Source organism: Pampinifervens navoyensis (genome assembly GCF_046159715.1).
Lineage (GTDB): Bacteria > Aquificota > Aquificia > Aquificales > Aquificaceae > Pampinifervens.
This window is the reverse complement of record NZ_JBJXCT010000003.1, coordinates 79983-100890: the sequence shown is the minus strand read 5'-3', so window position 1 is coordinate 100890 and position 20908 is coordinate 79983. Positions and strand designations below refer to the sequence as shown.

Genomic DNA, 20908 nt, shown 5'->3' with positions numbered 1-20908 from the left:
TTATACACCATGGCTCTGGATTTGCCAAGACTTTACGCCATAACCGACAGCAGGAGATATCCGGATATGCTCCGGAGGTTAGAAAAAGCCCTCAAAAAGGGTATAAGGATGGTTCAGTTAAGAGAAAAGGAGATCTCGGGGCTTGAATACTACAGGCTGGCTTTGAAGGTGAGAGAGCTCACGGGAGAATACGGAGCAATGCTTTTTATAAACGACAGGGTGGACATAGCTCTTGCGGCGGGTGCGGACGGCGTCCATCTGCCTGAGAAGGGACTTCCACCCAGTGTGGTAAAGAGGATAGCACCCCAGCTTATAGTGGGATACTCGGCGCACACTCTGGAAGGGGCTCTGTGGGCTCAGGAGGAGGGTGCAGACTTTATTACCTTCAGCCCCATCTTTAGAACCCAGTCCCACCCCGAGGCTGAGCCACTGGGACTTATGGCTCTGAAAGAGGTCTCTCAGAAGCTTTCCATACCCGTTTACGCCCTTGGAGGCATAACATGGGAAAAAATTAAACTCTGTTACAGAAATGGTGCCTACGGCGTTGCTGGCATAGGTCTTTTCTTTGACCATGTTGATAGTGATTGGGGGTCCCACGGGTAGCGGAAAGTCGGAGGTCTGCTGTCTCCTTGCTCAGAGGCTTGGTGGGGAAATAATCAGCGCAGACTCCATGTGCGTATACAGGCATATGGATATAGGGACTGCAAAGCCTTTGGAGTGTATGGAAAAGGTCCCACATCATCTTGTGGATGTGGTAGAACCCGGCCAGGTCTTCGATGCCAAACTCTTTGAGGAGCTGTCTCTGAAGGCCCTGCAGGACATAAGAGCCAGGGGTAAAGTTCCCATAGTATGCGGTGGCACATACCTCTATCTGCAGGCACTCCTGCATGGCATTGAGGATACGCCACCACCTGACTGGAAGCTGAGAGGCAGACTGTATGAAATAGCTGAGAAAAAAGGTAGTGAGCATCTACACAGAAAGCTAAGAGCTGCCGACCCCCTCTATGCCAACAAAATATCACCGAGGGATACAAGAAGAATAGTGAGGGCTCTTGAGGTTTTCATAAACTCTGGCAGACCCTTCTCCTCCTTCCATCACTGGGACAGACCAAGGCTGGATTTTGCCGGCTTTTATCTGAGCTGGAGCTGGGAGAGCCTCTCCAGAAGGTTAGAAGAAAGGGCATCAAGAATGCTACAGAAGGGGCTTGTGGAAGAGATAAAAAAGCTCCTTAAGATGGGTTTTGAAAGCTTTCTCACTTCTCCGCAGGCTATAGGATACAAGGAGTTTATACCCTGTGTGAAGGGCGAAAAGCCCCTTCAGGAGTGTCTTTTACACATGATAAAAAATACAAAAGAATACGCAAAAAGACAGACAAGATGGTTTAGAAGGCAGGGCTGGAAGAAGGTAAACATGGATGTGCTCGGGATTGAAGGGGCTGTGGGGGAGATTCTGAGCAACTTGACTTTCTTCGTTAAGGCTATAAAATGATGCCTATGGAACCACTTCAGCTCATGGCGATGATAGCCAGTGTAGTTGCAGTTGTGGGCTTTGCCACCACACTCATAAATAAACGCATAGACGAACTGAGCAAAAGGGTTGATGACAGCAACAGGCGAATAGATGAACTTAAAGAGGATATAAGAGAACTCAGGAAGGATATGAAAGAAGTGCTCAGAATACTCTATAGAGAAGAGCCTGCCTAGAAAAAATAGTCACACCTCCGTCCCACCCAGCACCATAGACCTTATCCTCAGAGTGGGCTGTGCGTCGGTGACGGGCACCCCCTGTCCATCCTTTCCGCAAGTCCCTATGCTCCATCCAAGGTCTGAGCCTACCGCATCCACATCCATAAGAGCCTTTGGACCATTACCTATAAGAGTTGCAGACCTTATGGGGTATGTGATTTTCCCATTCTCTATCATATATCCTTCCATCACCTCAAATACGAAGTCTCCGGTGACCGTGTTTACCTCTCCTCCTCCCATCTTTACCACAAGAATGCCCTTTTTAGTGTCTGCTATTATGTCTTCTGGGTTGTCCCTTCCGGGTGCTATGTAGGTGTTGGTCATCCTGACAATGGGAATATGGGCGTAGCTCTGTCTTCTGCCGTTTCCAGTAGATTCTCTACCTTCCTTCATTGCCGTTAGCCTGTCATACATATAACCAACCAGATAGCCCTCCTGAATGAGCACAGTTTTCTGTGCGGGCACGCCCTCGTCGTCCACTGTAAAGGAGCCGTTGTGGTTCTCAAGAGTGGCATCATCTATTACGGTTATGAGCTCGCTGGCCACCTTCTGCCCCAGCTTTCCCCTGTAGACAGAAAGCCCCTTCTGCACAAGGTCCGCCTCAAAGCCGTGCCCCACAGCCTCGTGTATCATGGTTCCACCTGCCTGAGAAGCAAGCACCACCGTGAAAGTCCCGGCGGGTGCAGGCTTTGCACTCAGCATAAGAATGGCTCTCTCTGCAGCCTTCCTTGCCACCTCTTCTGGGCTCACCCTTTCAAAGAGCTCAAAGCCCCCTCTTATGCCTGCGGATTCATAGCCTCTCTGCATTATACCGTTCTGAGCAGCCACCACATCTGTGTAGAATACAACCCTCTTCTGAGTATCCTCCGCAATCTCACCAAGGCTGTTTATTACCATTATCTCCCTGGTCCTGTCCATTAGCACCACAGTGACCTGTCTTATTTTTTCTCCATAGCTTCTGGCAGATTCGTTTGCCCTCTGTAGAAACTGAACCCTGTAGTTTATATCTTCTTCGTCCGGGTCTATTACCAGCTCTGTCCAGCCAACTACGCGTTTCTGTCCCACTTTGACTGGTCCATGCCCAAGGCCTCTTGCAAGAGTTCTGACAATCTCCATCATGTTTTCAAAGGTTGGCTCGGTGGTGTATCCGTAGTGAGTCTTTCCATCCTTTATGAGCCTTATACCCACGCCCTCGTCTATTCCCCACTGAACCTTTTCTATCTTGTTGTCCTCAAGATGCATCCTGCAGAGTCGCACCCGCTCGTAGAAAATCTCACCATACTCTCCGCCCTGAGACAGGAGGTTGGAAAGAAGAAAGCTGGATTTTTCTTTGAGTGTATCCTTAACCATTCTGAACCTCCAGAGAGTTAAAAATATATGCTAAAATCTTATACCATGGGTGTAAAAATAGACATAAACAGCGTGCAGAGGGATATGTTTATTGAACACAACGGCATGCCACACAGAGTGCTGGATTACGAGCATGTAAAGCCCGGCAAGGGTCAGGCTTTTGTGAGGGTCAAAGCAAAGAACATGCAGACGGGCAACGTAATTGAAATAACCTACAAGTCCTCTGACGCTATTGAGCTTGCAGATTTTGAACAGGTCTTTGCAGAGTATTCATACAGCGATGGAGACTACTATTACTTTGTGAGCCAGACCACCTACGAGATGGTGCCCGTGCCAGCAGACAGCATAAAGGAAGAGGTAAAGTTTCTCAAAGAGGGTATGACGGTGGTGGTCTTTTTCTACAAGGGACAGCCCATTGGGATTGAGCTACCCAAGCAGGTGGAGCTTGCGGTGGTGGAGACAGAACCTGCCTTCAAGGGTGATACGGCGGCTGGTGGTTCAAAGCCAGCAAAACTGGAGACAGGTGCAGTGGTGCAGGTGCCCTTCTTTGTGAAGGAGGGGGACATAGTAAAGGTGGATACTCGCACTGGTGCCTATATAGAAGTGGTAAAGAGAGCCTGATGGACAAAGATTTTGTAAAGGAAATAATAAACCTCGTCAAGGGAAGCGATATAAAACAGCTTACTATAGAGGCAGAGGGCTTCAAACTTTTCATAGAAACCCATCAGAAAGAAGTGCTACAGAGGGTGGTTGAAACACCTTACAAAGAGGTTCGTTATCAGGAGGTCATACCTTCCACTGAGGAGGTTCCTCAGGAAAACCTCCATGTGATAAAGAGCCCTCTTGTGGGCACCTTTTACAGGTCTCCATCCCCTGGGGCTCCGCCCTTTGTGGAGGTGGGTGATATGGTATCCCCCGGTCAGGTGCTATGCATAATAGAAGCCCTTAAGGTGATGAACGAGATAGAAAGCGATGTGAGAGGAAAGGTTATAAAAATCCTTGTGGAAAACGGTGAAACAGTTGAATACGGACAGCCTCTGTTTATCATAGACACAAGCGCCTAACATGGAAGAAAAAAGCATCAGTCTCAGGCTTTCTGAGCTTGAGCATACCTATATGGCAAAGACAAGCAACGGTGAGCTTATGGTGGGTGAGCAGGGCTTCAGACCCATGGAGCTACTTCTGGCCGCCCTTGCAGGCTGTAGTGGTGTGGATATTTCCCAGATACTGAAAAAGAAAAGGCAGGAGGTAAGGGACATACAGATTGATGTGAAGGGCACAAGAAGGGATGAATATCCAAGGGTTTACGAGAAGATAAGCCTCAGATACAGGGTTTACGGGAAAAATGTCAAAGAAAAGGCTGTGGAAGAAGCCATAAGACTTTCTGTTGAGAAATACTGCAGTGTTTATGCCATGCTGAGTAAGGCGTGTCACATTGAGGTGAGCTTTGAGGTGGTCAATGAGGCTTGAAAACTTCTGGAAAAAGGGGAAAAAGGCTCTACTTTCTTACATGATGGTGGGCTATCCTGACTACCATACATCTCTTGAGGCCTTCAGAGTTCTTCTAAAAGAAGGAACAGATATACTGGAGATAGGCTTTCCCTTCTCTGACCCTGTGGCAGATGGACCCACCATACAGACAGCCCATGAAGTCGCTCTTGGGAAAGGCATAAAATCAGAGCATGTTTTCAGACTTTCTGCCACTCTCAGAGAGGAATTTCCAGAAAGGCCCTTTCTCCTTATGACTTACTACAATCCCATGTTCCGCATGGGTATTGAAAAATTCTGCAAAAGGGCAAAAGAAAGCGGTATTGACGGCTTTATAGTGCCCGACCTTCCACCGGAGGAGGGTGGTGAGCTAAAAGATGTATGTTCCACCCTTGATCTTTCTGTGGTCTTTCTGGCTTCGCCCACGAGCACTGAAAAAAGACTCAGGCTAATATGTGAAAGCTCTGACCATATGGTATACTTCGTATCCCTTACTGGAACTACGGGGGTGAGAGATGAGCTCCCTATGCACAGGCTCAAGGAAAGTCTGAGCCTCTACAGGTCCGTCTGTAAAAAGCCTGTCGTGGTGGGCTTTGGTATATCCAAGCCAGAGCAGGCAGGGGAGGTGTCCGCCATTGCCGATGGGGTAGTTGTAGGCAGTCATTTTGTAAGGCTTGCTGGCAGGGGGGACCTTGAGGGGCTTTCAAAAAGCGTAAGAATCATAAAGGAAGCCGTTGAAGGTGTAAAATATTAGACCCATGCTCTTCTGGAGGAAGTCTGAAGAAGAAAAGCTTGCAGAAAAGGGAGACAAGAATGCCATACTTGCCCTCATAGAAAAGGGGAAGAGGGAAAAGGCCATTGAAATACTGGAAAAGTTTAAGGAAAACCCTGAGCTGAGGGGACTTCTCTTCAGGCTTTACATGGAAGAGGGAAAATATTACTATGCCTACCAGCTTATAGAACACTACGACCCTGAACTTGCCACAGCAAAGGAGAAAGCTCTCATATACGAAAGGGTTGGGGAGCTGGAAAAGTCTGCAAGAGAATATTCAAAGCTCGGGGACTGGGAGAGCCTCAAGAGGGCTGGACTTTTAATGTGGCAGGCAAAAAGGCCAGAAGAAGCCCTTGAGCTTTTAAACCGCTCGCTCAAACTTGCTCCAGCTCTAAAGAGGCAGGAAGTAGAGGAAAGTATAAGAAACATTCAGGAAGAGCTTGGTTTAATACAGAAGGAAACCCTTCTTGAAAAGCTCAGGAAGGGGCTTAAAAAAACCAGAGAGGCGGTAGAGTTTGGCATACTTTTTGCAGGAAGGAAGATAGATGATGAGCTCTTTGAGGAGCTGGAAGAAAAGCTCATAAGGGCGGATGTGGGAGCAAAGACTTCTCTGCAGCTCGTGGAGGAGCTCAGAAAGGAAGCAGTAAGGAGAAACCTCAAAACTTCAGACCAGCTCTCTGGACTCCTAAAGCAAGCTCTTCTTTCGCAGATAGTAAAGTGTGAAGCAACCCTCAGAGAGCCTCACGAGGGAACCAGCCTTTATCTTTTTCTCGGCGTAAACGGCTCAGGCAAGACTACCACCATAGGAAAGCTGGCTCACAGGTTTGTGAAAGAGGGCAGAAAGGTTTTGCTTGTGGCAGGGGATACCTTCAGGTCTGCAGCAATAGAACAGCTTGAGGTGTGGGCTCAGAGGAGCGGTGCGGACATATTCAAAAAGCAGGAGGGCGCAGACCCCGCCTCTGTGGTATACGAAGCTCTGCAGAAAGTAAAGGAAGAGGGATATCAGGTGGTGCTGGTAGACACTGCCGGCAGGCTTCATACAAAAGAGCCTCTTATAAGGGAACTGAGAAAGGTAAGGGATGTTATAAAGAGATTTCTGCCAGAGGAGCCCACAGAGACTCTTCTGGTTCTTGATGCCACTATAGGCCAGAACTCCATACAGCAAGCAAAAGTTTTCAAGGAAGCGGTTGAAGTTACAGGTCTTGTGCTTACAAAACTTGACGGCTCTGCCAAGGGCGGAGCCATAGTGCCCATATGTAAGGAGCTTGGCATTCCAGTAAAGTTGTTAGGCGTAGGCGAAGGCATAGAAGACCTTCAACCCTATGTGGCTGAAGCTTTTATAGAGGAGTTAATCTCTTAGGAGGTAGACATGTTTCCAGAAGAGCTTGTAAGGGTTCCTGACGTGCCTTCGGATGTTTTTGAGCTGCCTGCTATGCCCCTGAGGGACCTGGTGGTTTTCCCCACCATGGTAATACCACTCTTCGTCGGGAGAAACTTTTCCATAAGGGCGGTTGAGGAGGCCCTTAAAAAAGACAGGCTCATATTTCTCATATTGCAGAAGGATAAGAGTATGGAGTCTCCCAACACGGAAGACCTTTATACGGTTGGCACAATAGCCCATGTGGTGAGGTCCGCACCCATAGAGGAAAACAGGTTAAAGATACTTGTGCAGGGGATAAAGAGGGCAAGGCTCTTAGAATACAGACAGACCGGGGATTACTACACGGCAAGGGTCCAGCCTCTGGAAGAGGTAGAGCTTGACCCTGAAACTCTCTCCAGTGAAGTCAGGGCTTACATAAGGTCTGTAAAGGAGCAGCTTGATACTGCAGTTTCTCTGGGGAAGCAGGTTATACCGGACCTTATCATGGTTATAAAGGACCTTGAAGACCCCGGGAGGCTTGCGGACCTGACTGCCTCCATACTGGATATAAAGGCTGTAGAAGCCCAGAGAGTCCTTGAAACCTTTGACCCTGTGGAGAGGCTAAAGCTTGTCCATCAGTATCTTCAGAGCGAGGTGGGACTGCTTGAAGTGCAGAGCAAGATAAGGGGTGTGGCAAGGGAGAAGATAGAGAAGGAGCAGAGAGAGTATTTTCTGAGACAGCAGCTTAAGGCCATACTGGAAGAGCTGGGTGAAGGTGATGAGAGAAGGGCAGAGATTGAGGAATACAGGAAAAAGCTCAGCAGGCTGAAAATTTCAAAGGAAGCCAGAGAGGAGATAGAGAAGCAAATAAAAAGGCTTGAAAAGCTCCATCCAGAGTCTGCAGAGGCAGGCGTTCTCAGGACTTGGCTTGAGTGGGTGCTTGACCTTCCATGGGACAGGAGCACAAGAGACAGGTATGACCTTGACAAAGCAAGGGAAATACTTGACAGAGACCACTACAACCTTGAAAAGGTAAAGGACAGGATAGTGGAATACTTAGCGGTCAAAAAGCTTACAAAGGGCAAAAGCCATGCGGTGCAAATACTCTGCTTTGTAGGACCACCGGGGGTCGGCAAAACTTCACTTGGAAGGTCCATCGCAGAATCCCTTGGCAGGAAGTTCGTCAGGATATCTCTGGGCGGTATAAGGGACGAGGCGGAAATAAGGGGGCATAGAAGGACATATGTTGGAGCAATGCCTGGCAGGATAATACAGGCGGTCAAGCAGGGGGGAACGAAAAACCCCCTCATAGTGCTTGACGAGGTGGACAAGCTATCCCTTTCCTTTCAGGGTGACCCTGCGGCAGCACTCCTTGAGGTGCTTGACCCAGAGCAGAACAAAAACTTCGTGGACCTTTACATAGGTCTACCCTTTGACCTTTCTGAGGTTTTCTTTATATGCACTGCAAATCGCGTGGATACAATACCAAGACCTCTCCTTGACAGAATGGAAGTTATACACCTTTCTGGATATTCTGAGGAAGAAAAAGTCTTTATAGCCAGAAACCACCTGCTTCCAAAGCTGCTCCCAGAACACGGCTTTAAAAGGGAGGAGGTCATATTCCATGATGAAGCCCTGCTGGAAGTTATAAGGGGCTATACCAGAGAGTCGGGTGTAAGAAGCCTTCAGAGACAGCTCAGTTCAGTATTGAGAAAGCTGGCTCTTAAACGTCTCAAGGGCGAACCCCTGCCCTTTGAAGTAAAGCCTCAGGATATAAAGGGCTTTCTGGGCGTTTCAAAGAGGTTTACTGTCTCTGAAGAAAAGCCTATGGTGGGAATAGCTGTAGGGCTTGCATGGACAGAGGTGGGTGGTGAGATAATGATAATAGAGGCCACCAAGTTCAAAGGTAAGGGGAGTCTTATACTTACAGGCTCTCTTGGGGATATTATGAAGGAGTCTGCGCAGGCGGCCCTTTCCTACATAAAGTCAAAGGCAGAAGATTACAGCATAGACCCAGAAACCTTTTCAGGCTACGATGTGCATGTGCACGTGCCAGAGGGTGCTGTGCCAAAGGATGGCCCCTCTGCAGGCATAACCCTTGCAGTGGCGCTCCTTTCTCTTTTCACTGGGAGGGAAGTAAGAACAGATGTGGCCATGACGGGCGAAATTACCCTGAGGGGAAGGGTTCTGCCTGTAGGTGGTCTCAAGGAGAAGATACTGGCTGCAAAAAGGGCTGGCATATACGAGGTCATACTTCCCTCAAAGAACAGAGATGAAGTGATGGAAGACCTGCCACAGTATGTGAGGGATAAGATGACTCTGCATTTTGTAGACAGCCTTGATGAGGTTTTTGGTATAATATTCTCCAAAACTTAAGGAGGTGAAAAGGCTTGGCTATAGTTCAGGTTATGGAAAACGAACCCTTTGAGAAGGCTTTTAAGAGGTTCAAAAGGATAGTGGAGAAGGAAGGCATACTCACAGAGGTGAAAAGAAGACAGTTTTACGAAAAACCCAGCGAGAAGAAAAAGAGGAAGGAAAGACAGGCAAGAAAGAGAATAATCAAGGCTCTTAAGAAGAGGAGCCTTCTTTAGGCTCTCCCATCTTATAGGTTCTGAGAAGTTCCCTCTGCTCTTCTATTATGAACTTCCTTATGTAATCTTCATCCGTCTTACTCAGATTTTCAAACTTTATACCCAGACATGTTCTGTCCACTCCACCTCTGACATTTTTCACGGTTCCAAGGGTCCTTATTGGGTAGGATTTGAGTTCAAAGTTCAGGTAAACCTTTTCTCCACCCTTTACCTCCACAAAACCTGACAGGCACACCCTTACACCCTGAACGCTCAGGTCTTCTATGGTGCCTTCTATCGTATCTTCAGGCTCCTCAAGTGATAACAGAGAGTTGTTTCTGTATATGTGTATCCTTGCTGGTATTCTCACCCTCCAGCGGAGGCTCTCTCTGAGCTGAATTTTTGATAGCTGGTCTGTATGAGGTAGCACAAGAACCAGCTTTGTTCCATCCCTGTATGTTCTCAGTATGTCGCCTTGAAAATAGTATCTGCCATCACCCTCCCTCAGGAAGGAAAACTTAACCTTCCCCCCGGGCTGTATTGGTCCTGCAGGTCCATCAAGCATAGCTATGTGAAGTTCAAGCTCGTTTTTTTCCCATACGGCAGAACTGTAAGCATGGCCTTCGTAAGTTATAAACCCGGTCTGATAAAGGTCTATATCCTTTGTGCTATTAAGAGGAAGGAACCATGGAAGGCTATCAAACCTGAGTTTTCTCCTTATCTGGGCAACCATCTCTATTTTTGATGAGTCTTCCTTTACAAGTTTTGAAATACACCTTTCAAAAACTGCCTTTGTCTGCATTATCTTGACGGGTTCTCTGGTTATGTTTGCACATTTCCACAGAAGGAGGATTTCTTCTCCATCAAGCCCCATGGATTTTCCCATGTTAAAAAACTCTTTCCTGAGGTCCATTCTTGCCCTGTATCTTGACCAGAGATAGGGAAAGACTATAAGAAACCCCACTGCAAGGGACAGGCCCATAAGCACAAAAAGCACATCAAAAAGGCTTGGGGCTCTGAACATGTATCTGGTGGCTTCCCTGAAGGTTTCAAACCCTCCCTGATATTCCATGTCAGCACCTTATTATCTAAAATTTATCCTCTATGTATCTTTCTGCTTCAATGGCCGCTATGCACCCCTCTCCAACTGCTACAGCTACCTGGCCGGTAGCACCGCTTCTACAATCACCGGCAGCAAACACACCCTCCATCGAAGTCCTCATCCTCTCGTCGGTGATTATGTATCCTTTATCGTCAAGTTCAAGGCTTCCCTTAAGAAAGCCCGTGTTTGGTTCAAGACCTATAAATATAAAAAGGCCTTCAACCGGTAGTTCTGAAAGGCTGTTGTCTTTTGTGTCCCTCAGAAGCAGTTTTTCCACAAAATCACCGCCCTTTATCTCTTCCACCACCTTATTGGGAACAAAGGTTATTTTGGGGTTGGAAAATACCTTTTCCTGAAGATGCTTCTGAGCCCTCAGCTGGTCCCTTCTGTGCACCAGATACACTCTGCTGGCAAACCTCGTGAGGAACAGGCTTTCCTGTGTTGCTGAATCTCCCCCACCAACAACCGCTATAGGCACCCCTTCAAAAAGGGCACCATCGCAGGTGGCACAGTAGGAAACACCCCTGTTCAAAAACTCTTCCTCTCCAGGAACTCCCAGCCTTCTCGGGTTTGAACCCACAGCAAGTATGACCGTCTTGCTCCTTACAAGTTCACCTGTCCTGAGGTGAAGAAATATCTCTCTGCCAGCTCTCTCTATCTTTGAGACTTCTTTCCTCAGTATGTGGAGTCCAAACCTCTCTGCCTGGTCCTTAAACCTCTTAGTGAGCTCCTTTCCACTTATGCCCTCAGGAAAGCCTGGATAGTTCTCCACCAGGTCTGTTATGGCTATCTGCCCTCCCAGAGTCCCCTTCTCAAAGAGAAGGGTGTTCATTTTTGCCCTTGCACAGTAAAGCCCCGCCGTGAGCCCTGCGGGACCACCTCCTACTATTATGCAGTCGTAAAGTATGTCTTCAGAAAGTTCCACCATCACAGGTGGCTGTTAATCATCTGCCTCAGGGCCTCCTTTGGCTGAACTCCAATACGTGTATCCACCACATCACCGTTCTTGAAGAGCATTATGGTGGGTATGGCCCTTATGCCATATCTCATGGCTATGTTTGGGTTTTCGTCCGTGTTCAGCTTTCCAAACTTGACCTTATCGCCCATTTCCATCGCCAGTTCTTCCACTATGGGTGCTATTATTCTGCACGGTCCACACCAGGGAGCCCAGAAATCTACCACAACTGGCCTGTCAGAGTTTATGACCTCTGTCTGCCAGTTGCTCTCAGTGAGCACTATAACTGCCATCTTACACCTCCTTGCTCAGTATTTCGTAGATTTTCACCACCCTTTCATCCTTGATGTAGTAGCACACTATGGACCCATCCCTTTTACACCCCACAATACCCCTGTTCCTGAGTATGCTCAGATGCTGAGAAACATTGGGCTGTGAGGTGTGAAGGAGGTCACTCAGGTTTTTCACACACTGCCTGCCTTCAATCAGCACGGAGATTATCTTGAGCCTGATAGGATGAGCCAGAGCCTTTAAAAATTCTGCCCACTCTTCTAACCTTTCCTCACTCAAAACCTCAGCTTGCATATTTTCACCTCATATGCTTATATTCTATCATAGGAATATGGAAAAGGTATACACTTACAGAAAGAGGTCAAGGCATCTTCACTATGCCTTTGTGTTTTCTCTTGTGGTACTGTATTTTGCCTGCCTTCCGCTCTATCCCTATTTCAGGGTGCCTCTGCATGAAAACCTTGTCAGCTTTTTTACAATCTTTGTCCTGGCAGTGGGCCTGATTTCACTACCTCCAGCACTCCTTCTCAGGAAAAGGCTCTTTCCCGTAGAGACCCTTCAGGACCCATACTGGAGCTACACTGCTACCAGAAGATACTTCTGGCTGTATGTGCTCTGCCTTGTTCCTTTTGCCTTTGCACTACTTGTTTTTATTGCCTTTGCCTCATTGGTAGTTCTGTCTGTAGGTTTTTTAGTAAGCCTTTGTGGTTTAATATTAGTAAGACCAAAAGAGGAGGACCTGAAATGAGCAGAGAGGAGGTAATCCAGAAGCTTCTTCAGGAAAACAAAGAATTCAGATACCATTACGAAAAACACCATGAGCTGGATGCACAGGTGGACAAGCTGGAAAAGCACCACCCAATGACCCATGAGCTGGAGATGGAAATAGAGAGGCTAAAGAGGGAGAGGCTCTACCACAGAGATATGATGGAGCGGATGATTAACGATTTCATGAAAAGCTACGCATGAAAAGCCACACGGTATATCTTTCTTTCAACACAAAAAACAGAAGGGAGCTGGTGAGAATAACGGAGGATGTAAAGAGGATAGTGGAAGAGTCTGGAATAAGGGAAGGGCTATGTCTTGTTTCTTCCATGCACCTAACTGCCTCTGTCATAGTTCAGGATGATGAGGAGGGCCTTCATCAGGATATATGGGAATGGCTTGAAAGGCTTGCACCCTACAGAGAAGACTACGAACATCACAGAACCGGCGAAGACAACGGGGACGCACATCTGAAAAACCTTCTTACACACCTTCAGGTTGTCCTGCCCGTCACCAATGGCAGGCTTGACCTGGGACCATGGCAGGAGATATTTTATGCAGAGTTTGACGGACAGAGGAAAAAGAGGGTAGTGGTCAAAGTTATAGGTACGTGAAGGCCTCCTGTCTTTCCCTGCACTTTTCACATTTTCCGCAACTGACTATTTTGCCCATGAGCTTCTTTGGTCTAATGCACGACAGTGTCCTCTCAAGAGGGACACCCTCTGAAAATCTTTTAAGCACCTCATGCTTTTCCATCCCCATGAAGGGGGTCAGGAGCTCTATGTTCATCAGAGACTGTAGCTTTTTCATATAATCTGCGTTGTTGTCGGGGAAAGGATAAATGCCCAGACTGCCTATTGCCACATGCCTTATACCCTTCAGTAATGCGTAGTTGCCTGCCATAGACACCAGACTCATGTTTCTCAGGGGTATGAATAGATTTCTGTTATGTTCTCTTCTGTTAACCTTTTCTGGATTTATCATGGATACGACCCTGAGAGGCATAAGATTTCTGTGCACTTTCATTGTATAAAGCCATAGATTTCTCCCATTTTCAAGCTCAAGGGCTTCCCATGGATAGCCTGCCTTTACATAGACTGGGTAAACAAGCCAGCCTTCTCTGAGATACATGTAAAGCAGGCATGTGCTCTCCACCCCACCGCTGAAAAGAACCACTATCCTATGAACATTCACCTGCCACATGCCTCCCGCTGTCAAGGTTAATTATCTCCCCCGTCATACTCTCCACCTCAAGCAGGTAATGGGTGAGCCTGACCACGTCTTTCACAGAAACTTCCCTTTTGAGGGGAGTTTTGTTTATGTATTCCTGCCACTTTTCTTCGGAGAAGTCTGGAGGTTTCACGGTGGGACCCAGAGCTATGGCGTTTACCAGCACATGGGGTGCAAACTCTTTTGCGAGCACCTTTACTGCGGTGTGCAGTGCACCCTTGGCAAGAAAGTAGGCTGAATAGTTTCTGTAAGGAGTGGTATTTGTGGCCCAGTCGCCGAAGGCAACTATTCTACCCCTTACGCTGCCGGGGTTTTTCATCATGGCAGGAAACAGCTCCCTGCTCATCACTACAAAAGCCTGAGCTATGGGTCTGAAATGGTGGTATATATCTTCTTCCCTCAGGTCTTTCAGGGGTGTGGGTTCATAGGGACTTGAGAGATGAAGGAAGGCGTCCACGCCGCTTAAAAGCTCAAGGAGCTTTTCTGTTGCCCTTATGCAATCTTCCCACAGACTCAGGTCTGCCCTAACTCCGTAAACTCTATCACCATAAGCCTCTTTAAGTTTTCTGTAGACATACTCAGAACTTTTATAGACGAGCCCCACACTCCAGCCTTCCTGGAGCAAGCTTTTTGCTACCTCGTGGCCAATCCTTCTTATGCCTGTTATTATGGCTCTCTTCATGGCTATAATTATAAAGGTGAGAGCTGTTCTTATAACCGCCACAGATACGGGTGTGGGCAAAACCTTCATAAGCTACAACCTCCTCTATGCTCTCAGGGAAAGAGGAGTAAGAGCAGGCTATCTCAAGCCAGTTGAGACGGATGTTAAAGACTTTCCTGCAGACGGTGGACTGCTTGCCTCTCTAACAGGTCAGCCTGTAGAGGAGGTTGTTCCTGTGAGTTTCAGCCTCCCTCTTTCGCCCTATGCAGGTATACTGGAAGAGGGAAAGGATTTTTCACTGGAGGCTCTCAGGGTCCATTTTGAAGAGCTTCTTGACAAATATGAGTTTCTTGTGGTAGAGGGGGCAGGAGGTGTGGCTGTGCCCGTAAAGGGGAATTATGACTATGCAAAACTTGCCAGAGACTGGGGATTAAAGACCATACTGGTTGCAAGGGCAGGTCTTGGGACCATAAACCACAGCTTTCTGAGCTGGTTTTATATGAAAGCCATGGATGTTGAGCCCATAGCCATAGTAATGAATGGTTTTGAGGGCAGAGATGTTTCTGAGAGAACAAACCCCTTTATTGTGGAAGAGCTTACAGGTGTAAGGGTTATAAAAGTTCCGAGGGTTGAGGGGCTTTTACTGCCTGCTGAGAAGAGAAAGCTGCTTGCTGAGCTTGTCGGGTTCTAAACGGTAGTAAAAAGCCACTCGCTCCACAAGCTCTTTGAAGTGAGGTGCAGCCACAGTTCCTCCATATGGGTCTGGACCCCTGGGTCTGTCCACCATTATGCCGGCTATAAACCTCGGATCGCTCGCAGGAAAATAGCCTACAAAGTAGGTTACCAGTTCTTCTCTTGAGTATCTTCCAGTGCTGAAGTCAAACTTCTGGGATGTGCCAGTCTTGCCTGCTATGGTAAAGTAATCTGACCTTGCCCTTGTTGCAGTTCCCTCTTCAACCACCTTTGTGAGGTTTGTCTGCAGCCAGCCAAACACCTGCGGTGTGTATATGTTCTCCCTCAGAACCTGAGTTTTTTCATCCAGCAATATCCTTGGCTTTACTATCCTGTTTGTGGCAAGGGCATTGAAGCTGACACAGAGATTTAGGAGGTTTGAAGCAAGACCCTGACCTATGCTGGCGTAAAGTATATTTGCGGGGTAGCTGAAGTTTGGAAGTCTTGGCTTTACTTCCCCAGGAAGAAGATTGAACCTGTCCGTCATGTGTATTTTTTCCAGTATCTCCTCCACATCCCTTTTTGAAAGGTATCTGGCTACCTTTATGGTGCCCACATTTGAAGACTTTACGAGCACCTGCTCAAGTGTCAGCCTTCCTGAGGGCTTTACATCCTTCACATATCTGCCAAAAACCTCTGTCCTGCCACCTTCTGTGTCTATCCATATGCCTGGCTTTACATAGCCCTTCTGTAGGGCCTGACCTATAAAGAAGGGCTTCATCACAGAGCCGGGTTCAAAAAGGTCTGTTACTACAAAGTTCCTTCTGTGTGATGGTGGGAACCTCTGATAATGATTGGGGTCAAAGGTTGGGTAGTTTGCCATGCCAAGTATTTCACCCGTCCTGGCATCCATAAGCAGTATGCCCACCCTGTCAGGGCTCCACTGCTTGACTATTTTGTCCCTTATGTCTTCCAGTATGGTCTGCACACCAAGGTCTATGGTAAGCTGCACATCTTTAGAGTTCATATCTTCAGACAGAGGGCTGACCGCCAGCCTTCCAAGATAAAAAACTCCCTTAATCTCCTTACCCTTAAGGTCCCTGTCAAAAATGTATTCAAGACCCTCAAGACCCTCTCCATCCTTTCCTACAAAGCCAAGGAGATTGCTGGCTAAGTTGCCATGAGGATAGAATCTTTTATACTCTTCCTGTAATCCTACCGCTTTCCCGTTTTCAGTATCCCTTATAACTGCTCTGAGGTAGGGCATATAGACCTTGTCTAAGTGCCTTACCAGCCAGACGAACTTTCTGTCTGAATTGAGCTTTTCAGTAAGCTCCTTTTCTCTTATTTCTGGTAATGCTGAGAGCCTCCGGACCAGTTCATCCCTGTTCTGCACAAGATGTGGAAAGGCGTAAATGGAAACTGTGGGGATGCTTATGGCAAGGTCATTTCCCCTTCTGTCCTTTATGGAACCCCTCGGTGTGGAAAGTCTGACCACTGAAGCTTTGGGAAACCTTTCCACAACCTTGTCCACGTAGCTTTCTTTTCCTATCAGCTGTATGTAGGCAAACCTTAAAGTTATAAGGGCAAAGCCCAGAAATATGAGAAAGGATACCAGAGATATCTTGGCATTGCTGCCTTTAAGGTTTTGCATGGCTCATGGCGAGCTCTACAAATTCCCTGAATATACCCTTAGAATCGTGAGGACCAGGTGAGGCCTCTGGATGATACTGAACGCAGAACATAGGAAGGTGCATGTGCCTGAAGCCCTCGAGGGTTTCGTCAAGAAGGTTTATGTGGGTTATTTCCACATCTCTGAGAGTATCCGGGTCAACGGCAAAGTTATGGTTCTGTGCGGTTATCTCTATATGCCCGTCTCTGAGGTCTTTTACTGGATGGTTGCCGCCATGATGTCCGAACTTCAGCTTGTAGGTCTTTCCACCTAGAGCAAGACCCATTATCTGATGTCCCAGACATATGCCCATTATGGGCAGTTTTTCCATGTATTTTCTCACCAGCCTTATGCCTTCCACCACCCTCTGGGGGTCTCCTGGTCCGTTAGAGAGAAAGATTGCGTCAGGATTAATTTCCTGAATTCTCTTTTCCACATCATAGGGAGGGACCACAAGGACCACCGCACCCTCCTGTGTGAGCCTCCTGAGTATGTTTCTCTTTACACCATAATCCACGACCATTATCAGAGGTCTATGGTTATCCCTGTATAGGTAGCCTCTTCTCAGGTCCCAGTCTCCTTCCTTCCAGTAGTAGACCTCTCTGGTCGCCACTTCCTCAACCAGGTTTATCTCTGATATATCGGGCAAGTCCCTTGCCTTTTCTATAAGCCTCTTCGGGTCTTCTTCCTGGGTAGAGATAACTCCCCTGAGGGCTCCTCTTTCTCTTATCCTTTTGACCAGAGCTCTCGTGTCAATACCCCATATACCCACAACCCCGTTCTCTGCAAGGTATTCGTGCAGGCTCTTTTTTGCCCTCCAGCTGCTGTAAATAGGTGAAAGCTCTTTTATGACAAGCCCATTTGCCTGAACCCTTGAGGACTCCACATCCTCATAGTTTACGCCGTAGTTGCCCATCTGGGTGTAAGTCATCACCACAATCTGACCCCTGTAGGATGGGTCGGTGATTATCTCCTGATAGCCTGTCATGGAAGTGTTAAAGACGACCTCTCCTGATGCTTCTCCCTCCGCACCGAAGGAATAGCCCACAAAGTAGCTCCCGTCTTCAAGGGCGAGTATGGCTCTTTTCATGTCTTTTATCTTAACACGGAGAGGGCGGGATTCGAACCCGCGGTAGGGCTGTTAACCCTACAACTCCTTAGCAGGGAGCCGCCTTCGGCCTCTCGGCCACCTCTCCTGCAGAAAATAGTATAACAGTAAAGTATATGCAATACAACTTCAAAAGGCTATATTTAAATGCCATGGAATGGCAAACGGCCCTGACCATAATAGTTAGCATAATAACTGCCCATGTAGTGGTGCTTGGGCTGGTGGCCGGACTTTTCAATAAGAGGATAGAGGACCTCAGAGAAGATACAAACCGGCGCTTTGACAGGGTGGAGGAGGAAATAAGGGATTTAAAGCAAGAAATAAGGGAAATAAGACAGCTCCTGTATAGATTTTTTTGAAGTGCCTCAGAAGAAAGAAGATTAATCTGCCTTTCTTACAGCCATGAACATACGGTATAGAGCTATCCCTATCACACACAGCACAAGAGATACATAAAGCGTTCCCATAAAGGCGTTCACATAGTTGTTAAATATCACCCTCTGGGCTATCTCCACGCTGGGTAGGGTGGCAGGTAGTTTACCAGTCAGGACTGCCTGCTTTAAGAAGGCCGCCTGAGCCAGAAATCCTATTGCCTTATCAGGATGAAAGACCCTCATAAGACCCGCTGTTATGGTGTTTACCGCAAGGAAAAGGGCAGGTATGCCTGTAATCCATGCATACTTCAGCCTTCCGCTGTTGACAATATAAACCGTTGCAACCACGAGGGCTGTAGTTGCCAGAAGCTGGTTGGAGATGCCAAAGAGTGGCCAGAGAGTCTTTATGCCTCCATAGGGGTCAATTACGCCCACGTAGAGAAAGTATCCCCACCCTGCCACTGTTATACCGCTTGTGAGCATGTTGACCCAGATATTTCTGTAGTCCTTAAAGACCTGCCATATGCCTGAAAGAAGGTCCTGGAGGATATACCTTCCCACCCTTGTCCCCGTGTCTATGGTGGTCAGTATAAAGACTGCTTCAAAAAGTATGGCAAAGTGATACCAAAAGGCAAGGAGTGCTTCACCGGTGATTTTTGCAAATATAAGAGCCATACCTATGGCAAGGGCTGGTGCACCGCCAGTTCTTGAGAGTATGGTGGGCTCTTCTATTTTTCTGGCTATATTTTCCAGATATTCGGGTGTAATGTAAAAGCCCCAGCTGGATATCTTCTGCGCTGCCTCCTGAACTGTTTTCCCTATCTCTGAAGCTGGGCTGTTTATGGCAAAGTAAAGACCAGGGTCCATGGATACTGCCGCAATAAGCGCCATAACCGCTACGAAGGACTCTCCCAGCATACCTCCGTAGCCCACAAGCCTCACATGGCTTTCTTTGTCAAGTAGCTTTGGAGAGGTGCCCGAGGATATAAGGGCATGAAAACCAGATACCGCACCGCAGGCTATGGTTATGAAGAGAAAGGGAAAGAGGTCTCCCTTCCACACGGGACCGTAACCGGTAAAGGCATACTGGGTAAAGGCAGGCATCTTAATATCAGGGTTAACCATAGCAACCGCAATGGCTATGAGGATTATGGTGCCCAGCTTGAGGAAGGTGCTCAGATAATCTCTGGGTGCGAGCAGGAGCCACACAGGAAGAACGGACGCAAAAAAGCCGTAAACCATCAGAGCTATGGCGAGCTGAGATTCAGAGAGGGTAAAGAGCTTCCCGAGGGCTTCGTGCTGTGCCACCAGCCTTCCCACATACAGGCTCAGAAGAAGGGCAAAAACACCAAATATAAAGGAGTGAAGAACTGCACCCGGTCTTATGTGCCACATGTATACACCCATTAGCATGGCTATGGGGACGGTCATAAAGACGGAAAAAGTTGCCCATGGGCTTTCTGCCAGCGCCTTTATAACAACAAGACCAAGCACCGCAAGAAGGATTATGAGTATGCTGTATATGACCAGAAGGGTTATGAAACCTCCTACCCTACCCAGCTCCTCTCTTGCTATCTGTCCAAGACTTCTGCCTCCTTTACGCATGGATATGGTAAGGACCACCATATCCTGAACAGTTCCAGCAAGAACTGCTCCAAGGAGTATCCAAAGAGTCCCCGGAAGATACCCCATCTGTGCGGCAAGAACTGGACCCACCAGAGGACCTGCGCCGGAGATAGAGGCAAAATGGTGTCCAAAAAGCACCCACCTGTTGGTTGGCACATAGTCAAGCCCATTGTAGAACCTGTGGGCTGGTGTGGGGTTGTTGTCGTCAATCTGAAAGGCTCTGTAAGCTATATAGTATGAGTAAAACCTGTAGCCTATAAAGTATATGCAGAGGGTTGCTATAAGAAGCCATACAGCCCCCACAGGCTCGTCCCTTGAAAGGGCAAGCACCGCAAAGGCGATGGCACCAATTATAGAAACCGCAAAGAGAATGAGCCTATCCTTCCATGTCATTTAAGGTGCTTGTTGAAGAAGGCTATGGTCTTTTCCCACACATCGTTGGCGTATTCTTCGTGGTAAACCTCAGGCCTTGTGTTGTTGAAGAAGGCATGGTCCACGCCGGCGTATACTAAAAACTGGGCGTCAATCTTGTTTTTGTTGCATTCTTCTATGGCCTTCGTCACCTCTGAAAGGGGGATGAAAGAGTCCATGCCTGCATGAACCGCCAGCACTGGAGCCCTTATCCCTGAAAAGTCTATGGGGACGATAGAATAAAGTCCATAATAAGGAACAAGCGCCTTGAAGTCCCCTGCAAACTTTGCACCAAAATACCATGTGCAAGTTCCTCCACAACAGAAGCCAGTAGCCCCTAGCATAAACTCACCAATCCTAGGCACATAACCCATGTCCTGCTCTTTAAAGTGCGCTATAGATGCCCCTACCATAGCCTCAGCTTCTGAAAGCCTGTTCTGGAAAAGGTCCTGCATGAGCTTTCCAGCATTATCTGGGTCGCTGGCTGTTTTGCCCCTGTAGAGGTCAATACCAAAAGCATAAAATCCTTCCTTTGCGTAGCGGTCGCAAACATCCTTTATGTGTTCCACAAGCCCCCACCACTCGTGGAACACAAAGACCATGGGTCCTTTCCCGAACTCTGGCTCAGAGAGATAACCTGAAACCTCCACTCCATCCTTTTTGAAAGATATGAGTCTTCCCATGATACACCTCCTTTGGACTTTTTTGAAAATTTTAGGGCATGTTCCTTTTTGATGCAAGTGTTTAATTACAGA

Annotated in this window: 26 protein-coding genes and 1 tRNA gene; 15 read left to right on the top strand and 12 right to left on the bottom strand. The window is 47.6% G+C overall.

Features of this window, described 5'->3' with window-relative positions; genetic code table 11:
- The first annotated feature begins 9 nt into the window (after positions 1-9).
- The 3 genes from thiE to ACKRDP_RS03360 are packed head-to-tail and all read left to right on the top strand — an operon-like array spanning position 10 to position 1704.
- Positions 10-603 carry a thiamine phosphate synthase gene (gene thiE, locus ACKRDP_RS03370; protein ID WP_409153346.1) on the top strand — a complete coding sequence of 198 codons (594 nt, stop codon included), beginning with the start codon at positions 10-12 and terminating at the stop codon, positions 601-603.
- Complete coding sequence (miaA, locus tag ACKRDP_RS03365) at positions 572-1489, top strand: tRNA (adenosine(37)-N6)-dimethylallyltransferase MiaA (RefSeq protein WP_409153345.1); 918 nt, start codon at positions 572-574, stop codon at positions 1487-1489. Before thiE ends, miaA begins: the two co-directional genes overlap by 32 nt.
- 5 nt (positions 1490-1494) lie before the next feature.
- Complete coding sequence (locus ACKRDP_RS03360; RefSeq protein ID WP_409153344.1) at positions 1495-1704, top strand: hypothetical protein; 210 nt, start codon at positions 1495-1497, stop codon at positions 1702-1704.
- A gap of 9 nt (positions 1705-1713) precedes the next feature.
- Here ACKRDP_RS03360 and ACKRDP_RS03355 read toward each other — a convergent pair whose 3' ends face one another.
- Positions 1714-3096 (bottom strand): TldD/PmbA family protein, encoded by a 1383-nt coding sequence (locus tag ACKRDP_RS03355; protein ID WP_409153343.1) that lies wholly within the window; start codon positions 3094-3096, stop codon positions 1714-1716.
- Between the two features lie 45 nt (positions 3097-3141).
- Here ACKRDP_RS03355 and efp point away from each other — a divergent pair, with 45 nt between their 5' ends.
- Genes efp through rpsU form a run of 7 tightly spaced genes read left to right on the top strand, consistent with a single transcriptional unit; the run spans position 3142 to position 9307 of the window.
- Positions 3142-3717 carry an elongation factor P gene (efp, locus tag ACKRDP_RS03350; protein WP_409153342.1) on the top strand — a complete coding sequence of 192 codons (576 nt, stop codon included), beginning with the start codon at positions 3142-3144 and terminating at the stop codon, positions 3715-3717.
- Positions 3717-4160 carry an acetyl-CoA carboxylase biotin carboxyl carrier protein gene (gene accB / locus ACKRDP_RS03345; RefSeq protein ID WP_409153341.1) on the top strand — a complete coding sequence of 148 codons (444 nt, stop codon included), beginning with the start codon at positions 3717-3719 and terminating at the stop codon, positions 4158-4160. The genes efp and accB overlap by 1 nt, the downstream gene beginning before the upstream one ends.
- A 1-nt stretch (position 4161) precedes the next feature.
- Positions 4162-4566: an OsmC family protein gene (locus tag ACKRDP_RS03340; RefSeq protein ID WP_409153340.1), complete on the top strand. Its 405-nt coding sequence runs from the start codon at positions 4162-4164 to the stop codon at positions 4564-4566.
- Positions 4556-5338, top strand: a complete 783-nt coding sequence (gene trpA / locus ACKRDP_RS03335; protein WP_409153339.1) for a tryptophan synthase subunit alpha — start codon at positions 4556-4558, stop codon at positions 5336-5338. Before ACKRDP_RS03340 ends, trpA begins: the two co-directional genes overlap by 11 nt.
- 4 nt (positions 5339-5342) lie before the next feature.
- Positions 5343-6716: a signal recognition particle-docking protein FtsY gene (ftsY, locus tag ACKRDP_RS03330; protein ID WP_409153338.1), complete on the top strand. Its 1374-nt coding sequence runs from the start codon at positions 5343-5345 to the stop codon at positions 6714-6716.
- 9 nt (positions 6717-6725) lie between these two features.
- Entirely contained in the window at positions 6726-9092 is a 2367-nt protein-coding gene (lon, locus tag ACKRDP_RS03325; RefSeq protein ID WP_409153337.1) for an endopeptidase La, read from the top strand.
- A gap of 32 nt (positions 9093-9124) precedes the next feature.
- Positions 9125-9307, top strand: a complete 183-nt coding sequence (rpsU, locus tag ACKRDP_RS03320; protein ID WP_343203647.1) for a 30S ribosomal protein S21 — start codon at positions 9125-9127, stop codon at positions 9305-9307.
- On the opposite strand, the gene ACKRDP_RS03315 is transcribed toward rpsU, so the two are convergent.
- The 4 genes from ACKRDP_RS03315 to ACKRDP_RS03300 are packed head-to-tail and all read right to left on the bottom strand — an operon-like array spanning position 9285 to position 11928.
- Positions 9285-10358: a flagellar brake protein gene (locus tag ACKRDP_RS03315; protein WP_409153336.1), complete on the bottom strand. Its 1074-nt coding sequence runs from the start codon at positions 10356-10358 to the stop codon at positions 9285-9287. The genes rpsU and ACKRDP_RS03315 overlap by 23 nt on opposite strands.
- A gap of 16 nt (positions 10359-10374) precedes the next feature.
- Positions 10375-11316 (bottom strand): thioredoxin-disulfide reductase, encoded by a 942-nt coding sequence (gene trxB, locus ACKRDP_RS03310; RefSeq protein WP_409153444.1) that lies wholly within the window; start codon positions 11314-11316, stop codon positions 10375-10377.
- The gene (trxA, locus tag ACKRDP_RS03305) at positions 11316-11636 is read right to left on the bottom strand and encodes a thioredoxin (protein ID WP_409153335.1); all 321 of its coding nucleotides are present in this window, start codon (positions 11634-11636) and stop codon (positions 11316-11318) included. The genes trxB and trxA overlap by 1 nt, the downstream gene beginning before the upstream one ends.
- 1 nt (position 11637) lies before the next feature.
- On the bottom strand, positions 11638-11928 hold the full coding sequence (locus tag ACKRDP_RS03300) for an ArsR/SmtB family transcription factor (RefSeq protein ID WP_409153334.1): 291 nt from the start codon (positions 11926-11928) through the stop codon (positions 11638-11640).
- A 37-nt stretch (positions 11929-11965) separates the two neighbouring features.
- On the opposite strand from ACKRDP_RS03300, the gene ACKRDP_RS03295 reads away from it, so the two are divergent.
- Genes ACKRDP_RS03295 through ACKRDP_RS03285 form a run of 3 tightly spaced genes read left to right on the top strand, consistent with a single transcriptional unit; the run spans position 11966 to position 13013 of the window.
- On the top strand, positions 11966-12382 hold the full coding sequence (locus ACKRDP_RS03295) for a hypothetical protein (RefSeq protein ID WP_409153333.1): 417 nt from the start codon (positions 11966-11968) through the stop codon (positions 12380-12382).
- On the top strand, positions 12379-12603 hold the full coding sequence (locus ACKRDP_RS03290) for a DUF465 domain-containing protein (protein ID WP_409153332.1): 225 nt from the start codon (positions 12379-12381) through the stop codon (positions 12601-12603). Before ACKRDP_RS03295 ends, ACKRDP_RS03290 begins: the two co-directional genes overlap by 4 nt.
- Positions 12600-13013 (top strand): secondary thiamine-phosphate synthase enzyme YjbQ, encoded by a 414-nt coding sequence (locus ACKRDP_RS03285; RefSeq protein WP_409153331.1) that lies wholly within the window; start codon positions 12600-12602, stop codon positions 13011-13013. Before ACKRDP_RS03290 ends, ACKRDP_RS03285 begins: the two co-directional genes overlap by 4 nt.
- Here the strand turns inward: ACKRDP_RS03285 and ACKRDP_RS03280 are convergent.
- Both ACKRDP_RS03280 and ACKRDP_RS03275 read right to left on the bottom strand, forming a co-directional pair.
- Positions 13000-13602, bottom strand: coding sequence for a 7-cyano-7-deazaguanine synthase (locus ACKRDP_RS03280; protein ID WP_409153330.1), 603 nt, complete (start codon positions 13600-13602; stop codon positions 13000-13002). The genes ACKRDP_RS03285 and ACKRDP_RS03280 overlap by 14 nt on opposite strands.
- Positions 13580-14311, bottom strand: a complete 732-nt coding sequence (locus ACKRDP_RS03275) for an SDR family oxidoreductase (protein ID WP_409153329.1) — start codon at positions 14309-14311, stop codon at positions 13580-13582. The genes ACKRDP_RS03280 and ACKRDP_RS03275 overlap by 23 nt, the downstream gene beginning before the upstream one ends.
- On the opposite strand from ACKRDP_RS03275, the gene bioD reads away from it, so the two are divergent.
- Positions 14310-14981: a dethiobiotin synthase gene (bioD, locus tag ACKRDP_RS03270; RefSeq protein WP_409153328.1), complete on the top strand. Its 672-nt coding sequence runs from the start codon at positions 14310-14312 to the stop codon at positions 14979-14981. The genes ACKRDP_RS03275 and bioD overlap by 2 nt on opposite strands.
- Here the strand turns inward: bioD and ACKRDP_RS03265 are convergent.
- From ACKRDP_RS03265 to ACKRDP_RS03255, 3 genes are all read right to left on the bottom strand, one after another.
- Entirely contained in the window at positions 14931-16616 is a 1686-nt protein-coding gene (locus ACKRDP_RS03265) for a peptidoglycan D,D-transpeptidase FtsI family protein (RefSeq protein WP_409153327.1), read from the bottom strand. The genes bioD and ACKRDP_RS03265 overlap by 51 nt on opposite strands.
- Positions 16603-17724: a glutamine-hydrolyzing carbamoyl-phosphate synthase small subunit gene (gene carA / locus ACKRDP_RS03260; protein WP_409153326.1), complete on the bottom strand. Its 1122-nt coding sequence runs from the start codon at positions 17722-17724 to the stop codon at positions 16603-16605. The genes ACKRDP_RS03265 and carA overlap by 14 nt, the downstream gene beginning before the upstream one ends.
- 16 nt (positions 17725-17740) lie before the next feature.
- Positions 17741-17830 (bottom strand) — tRNA-Ser (locus tag ACKRDP_RS03255).
- A 64-nt stretch (positions 17831-17894) separates the two neighbouring features.
- On the opposite strand from ACKRDP_RS03255, the gene ACKRDP_RS03250 reads away from it, so the two are divergent.
- Positions 17895-18101 (top strand): hypothetical protein, encoded by a 207-nt coding sequence (locus ACKRDP_RS03250; protein WP_409153325.1) that lies wholly within the window; start codon positions 17895-17897, stop codon positions 18099-18101.
- A 21-nt stretch (positions 18102-18122) separates the two neighbouring features.
- Here ACKRDP_RS03250 and ACKRDP_RS03245 read toward each other — a convergent pair whose 3' ends face one another.
- Together ACKRDP_RS03245 and ACKRDP_RS03240 are read right to left on the bottom strand one after the other, a co-directional pair.
- A complete protein-coding gene (locus ACKRDP_RS03245; RefSeq protein ID WP_409153324.1) occupies positions 18123-20135 on the bottom strand; it encodes a carbon starvation CstA family protein in 2013 nt (670 codons plus the stop codon).
- Positions 20132-20836, bottom strand: coding sequence for a dienelactone hydrolase family protein (locus ACKRDP_RS03240; RefSeq protein ID WP_409153323.1), 705 nt, complete (start codon positions 20834-20836; stop codon positions 20132-20134). The genes ACKRDP_RS03245 and ACKRDP_RS03240 overlap by 4 nt, the downstream gene beginning before the upstream one ends.
- Positions 20837-20908: the final 72 nt, after the last annotated feature.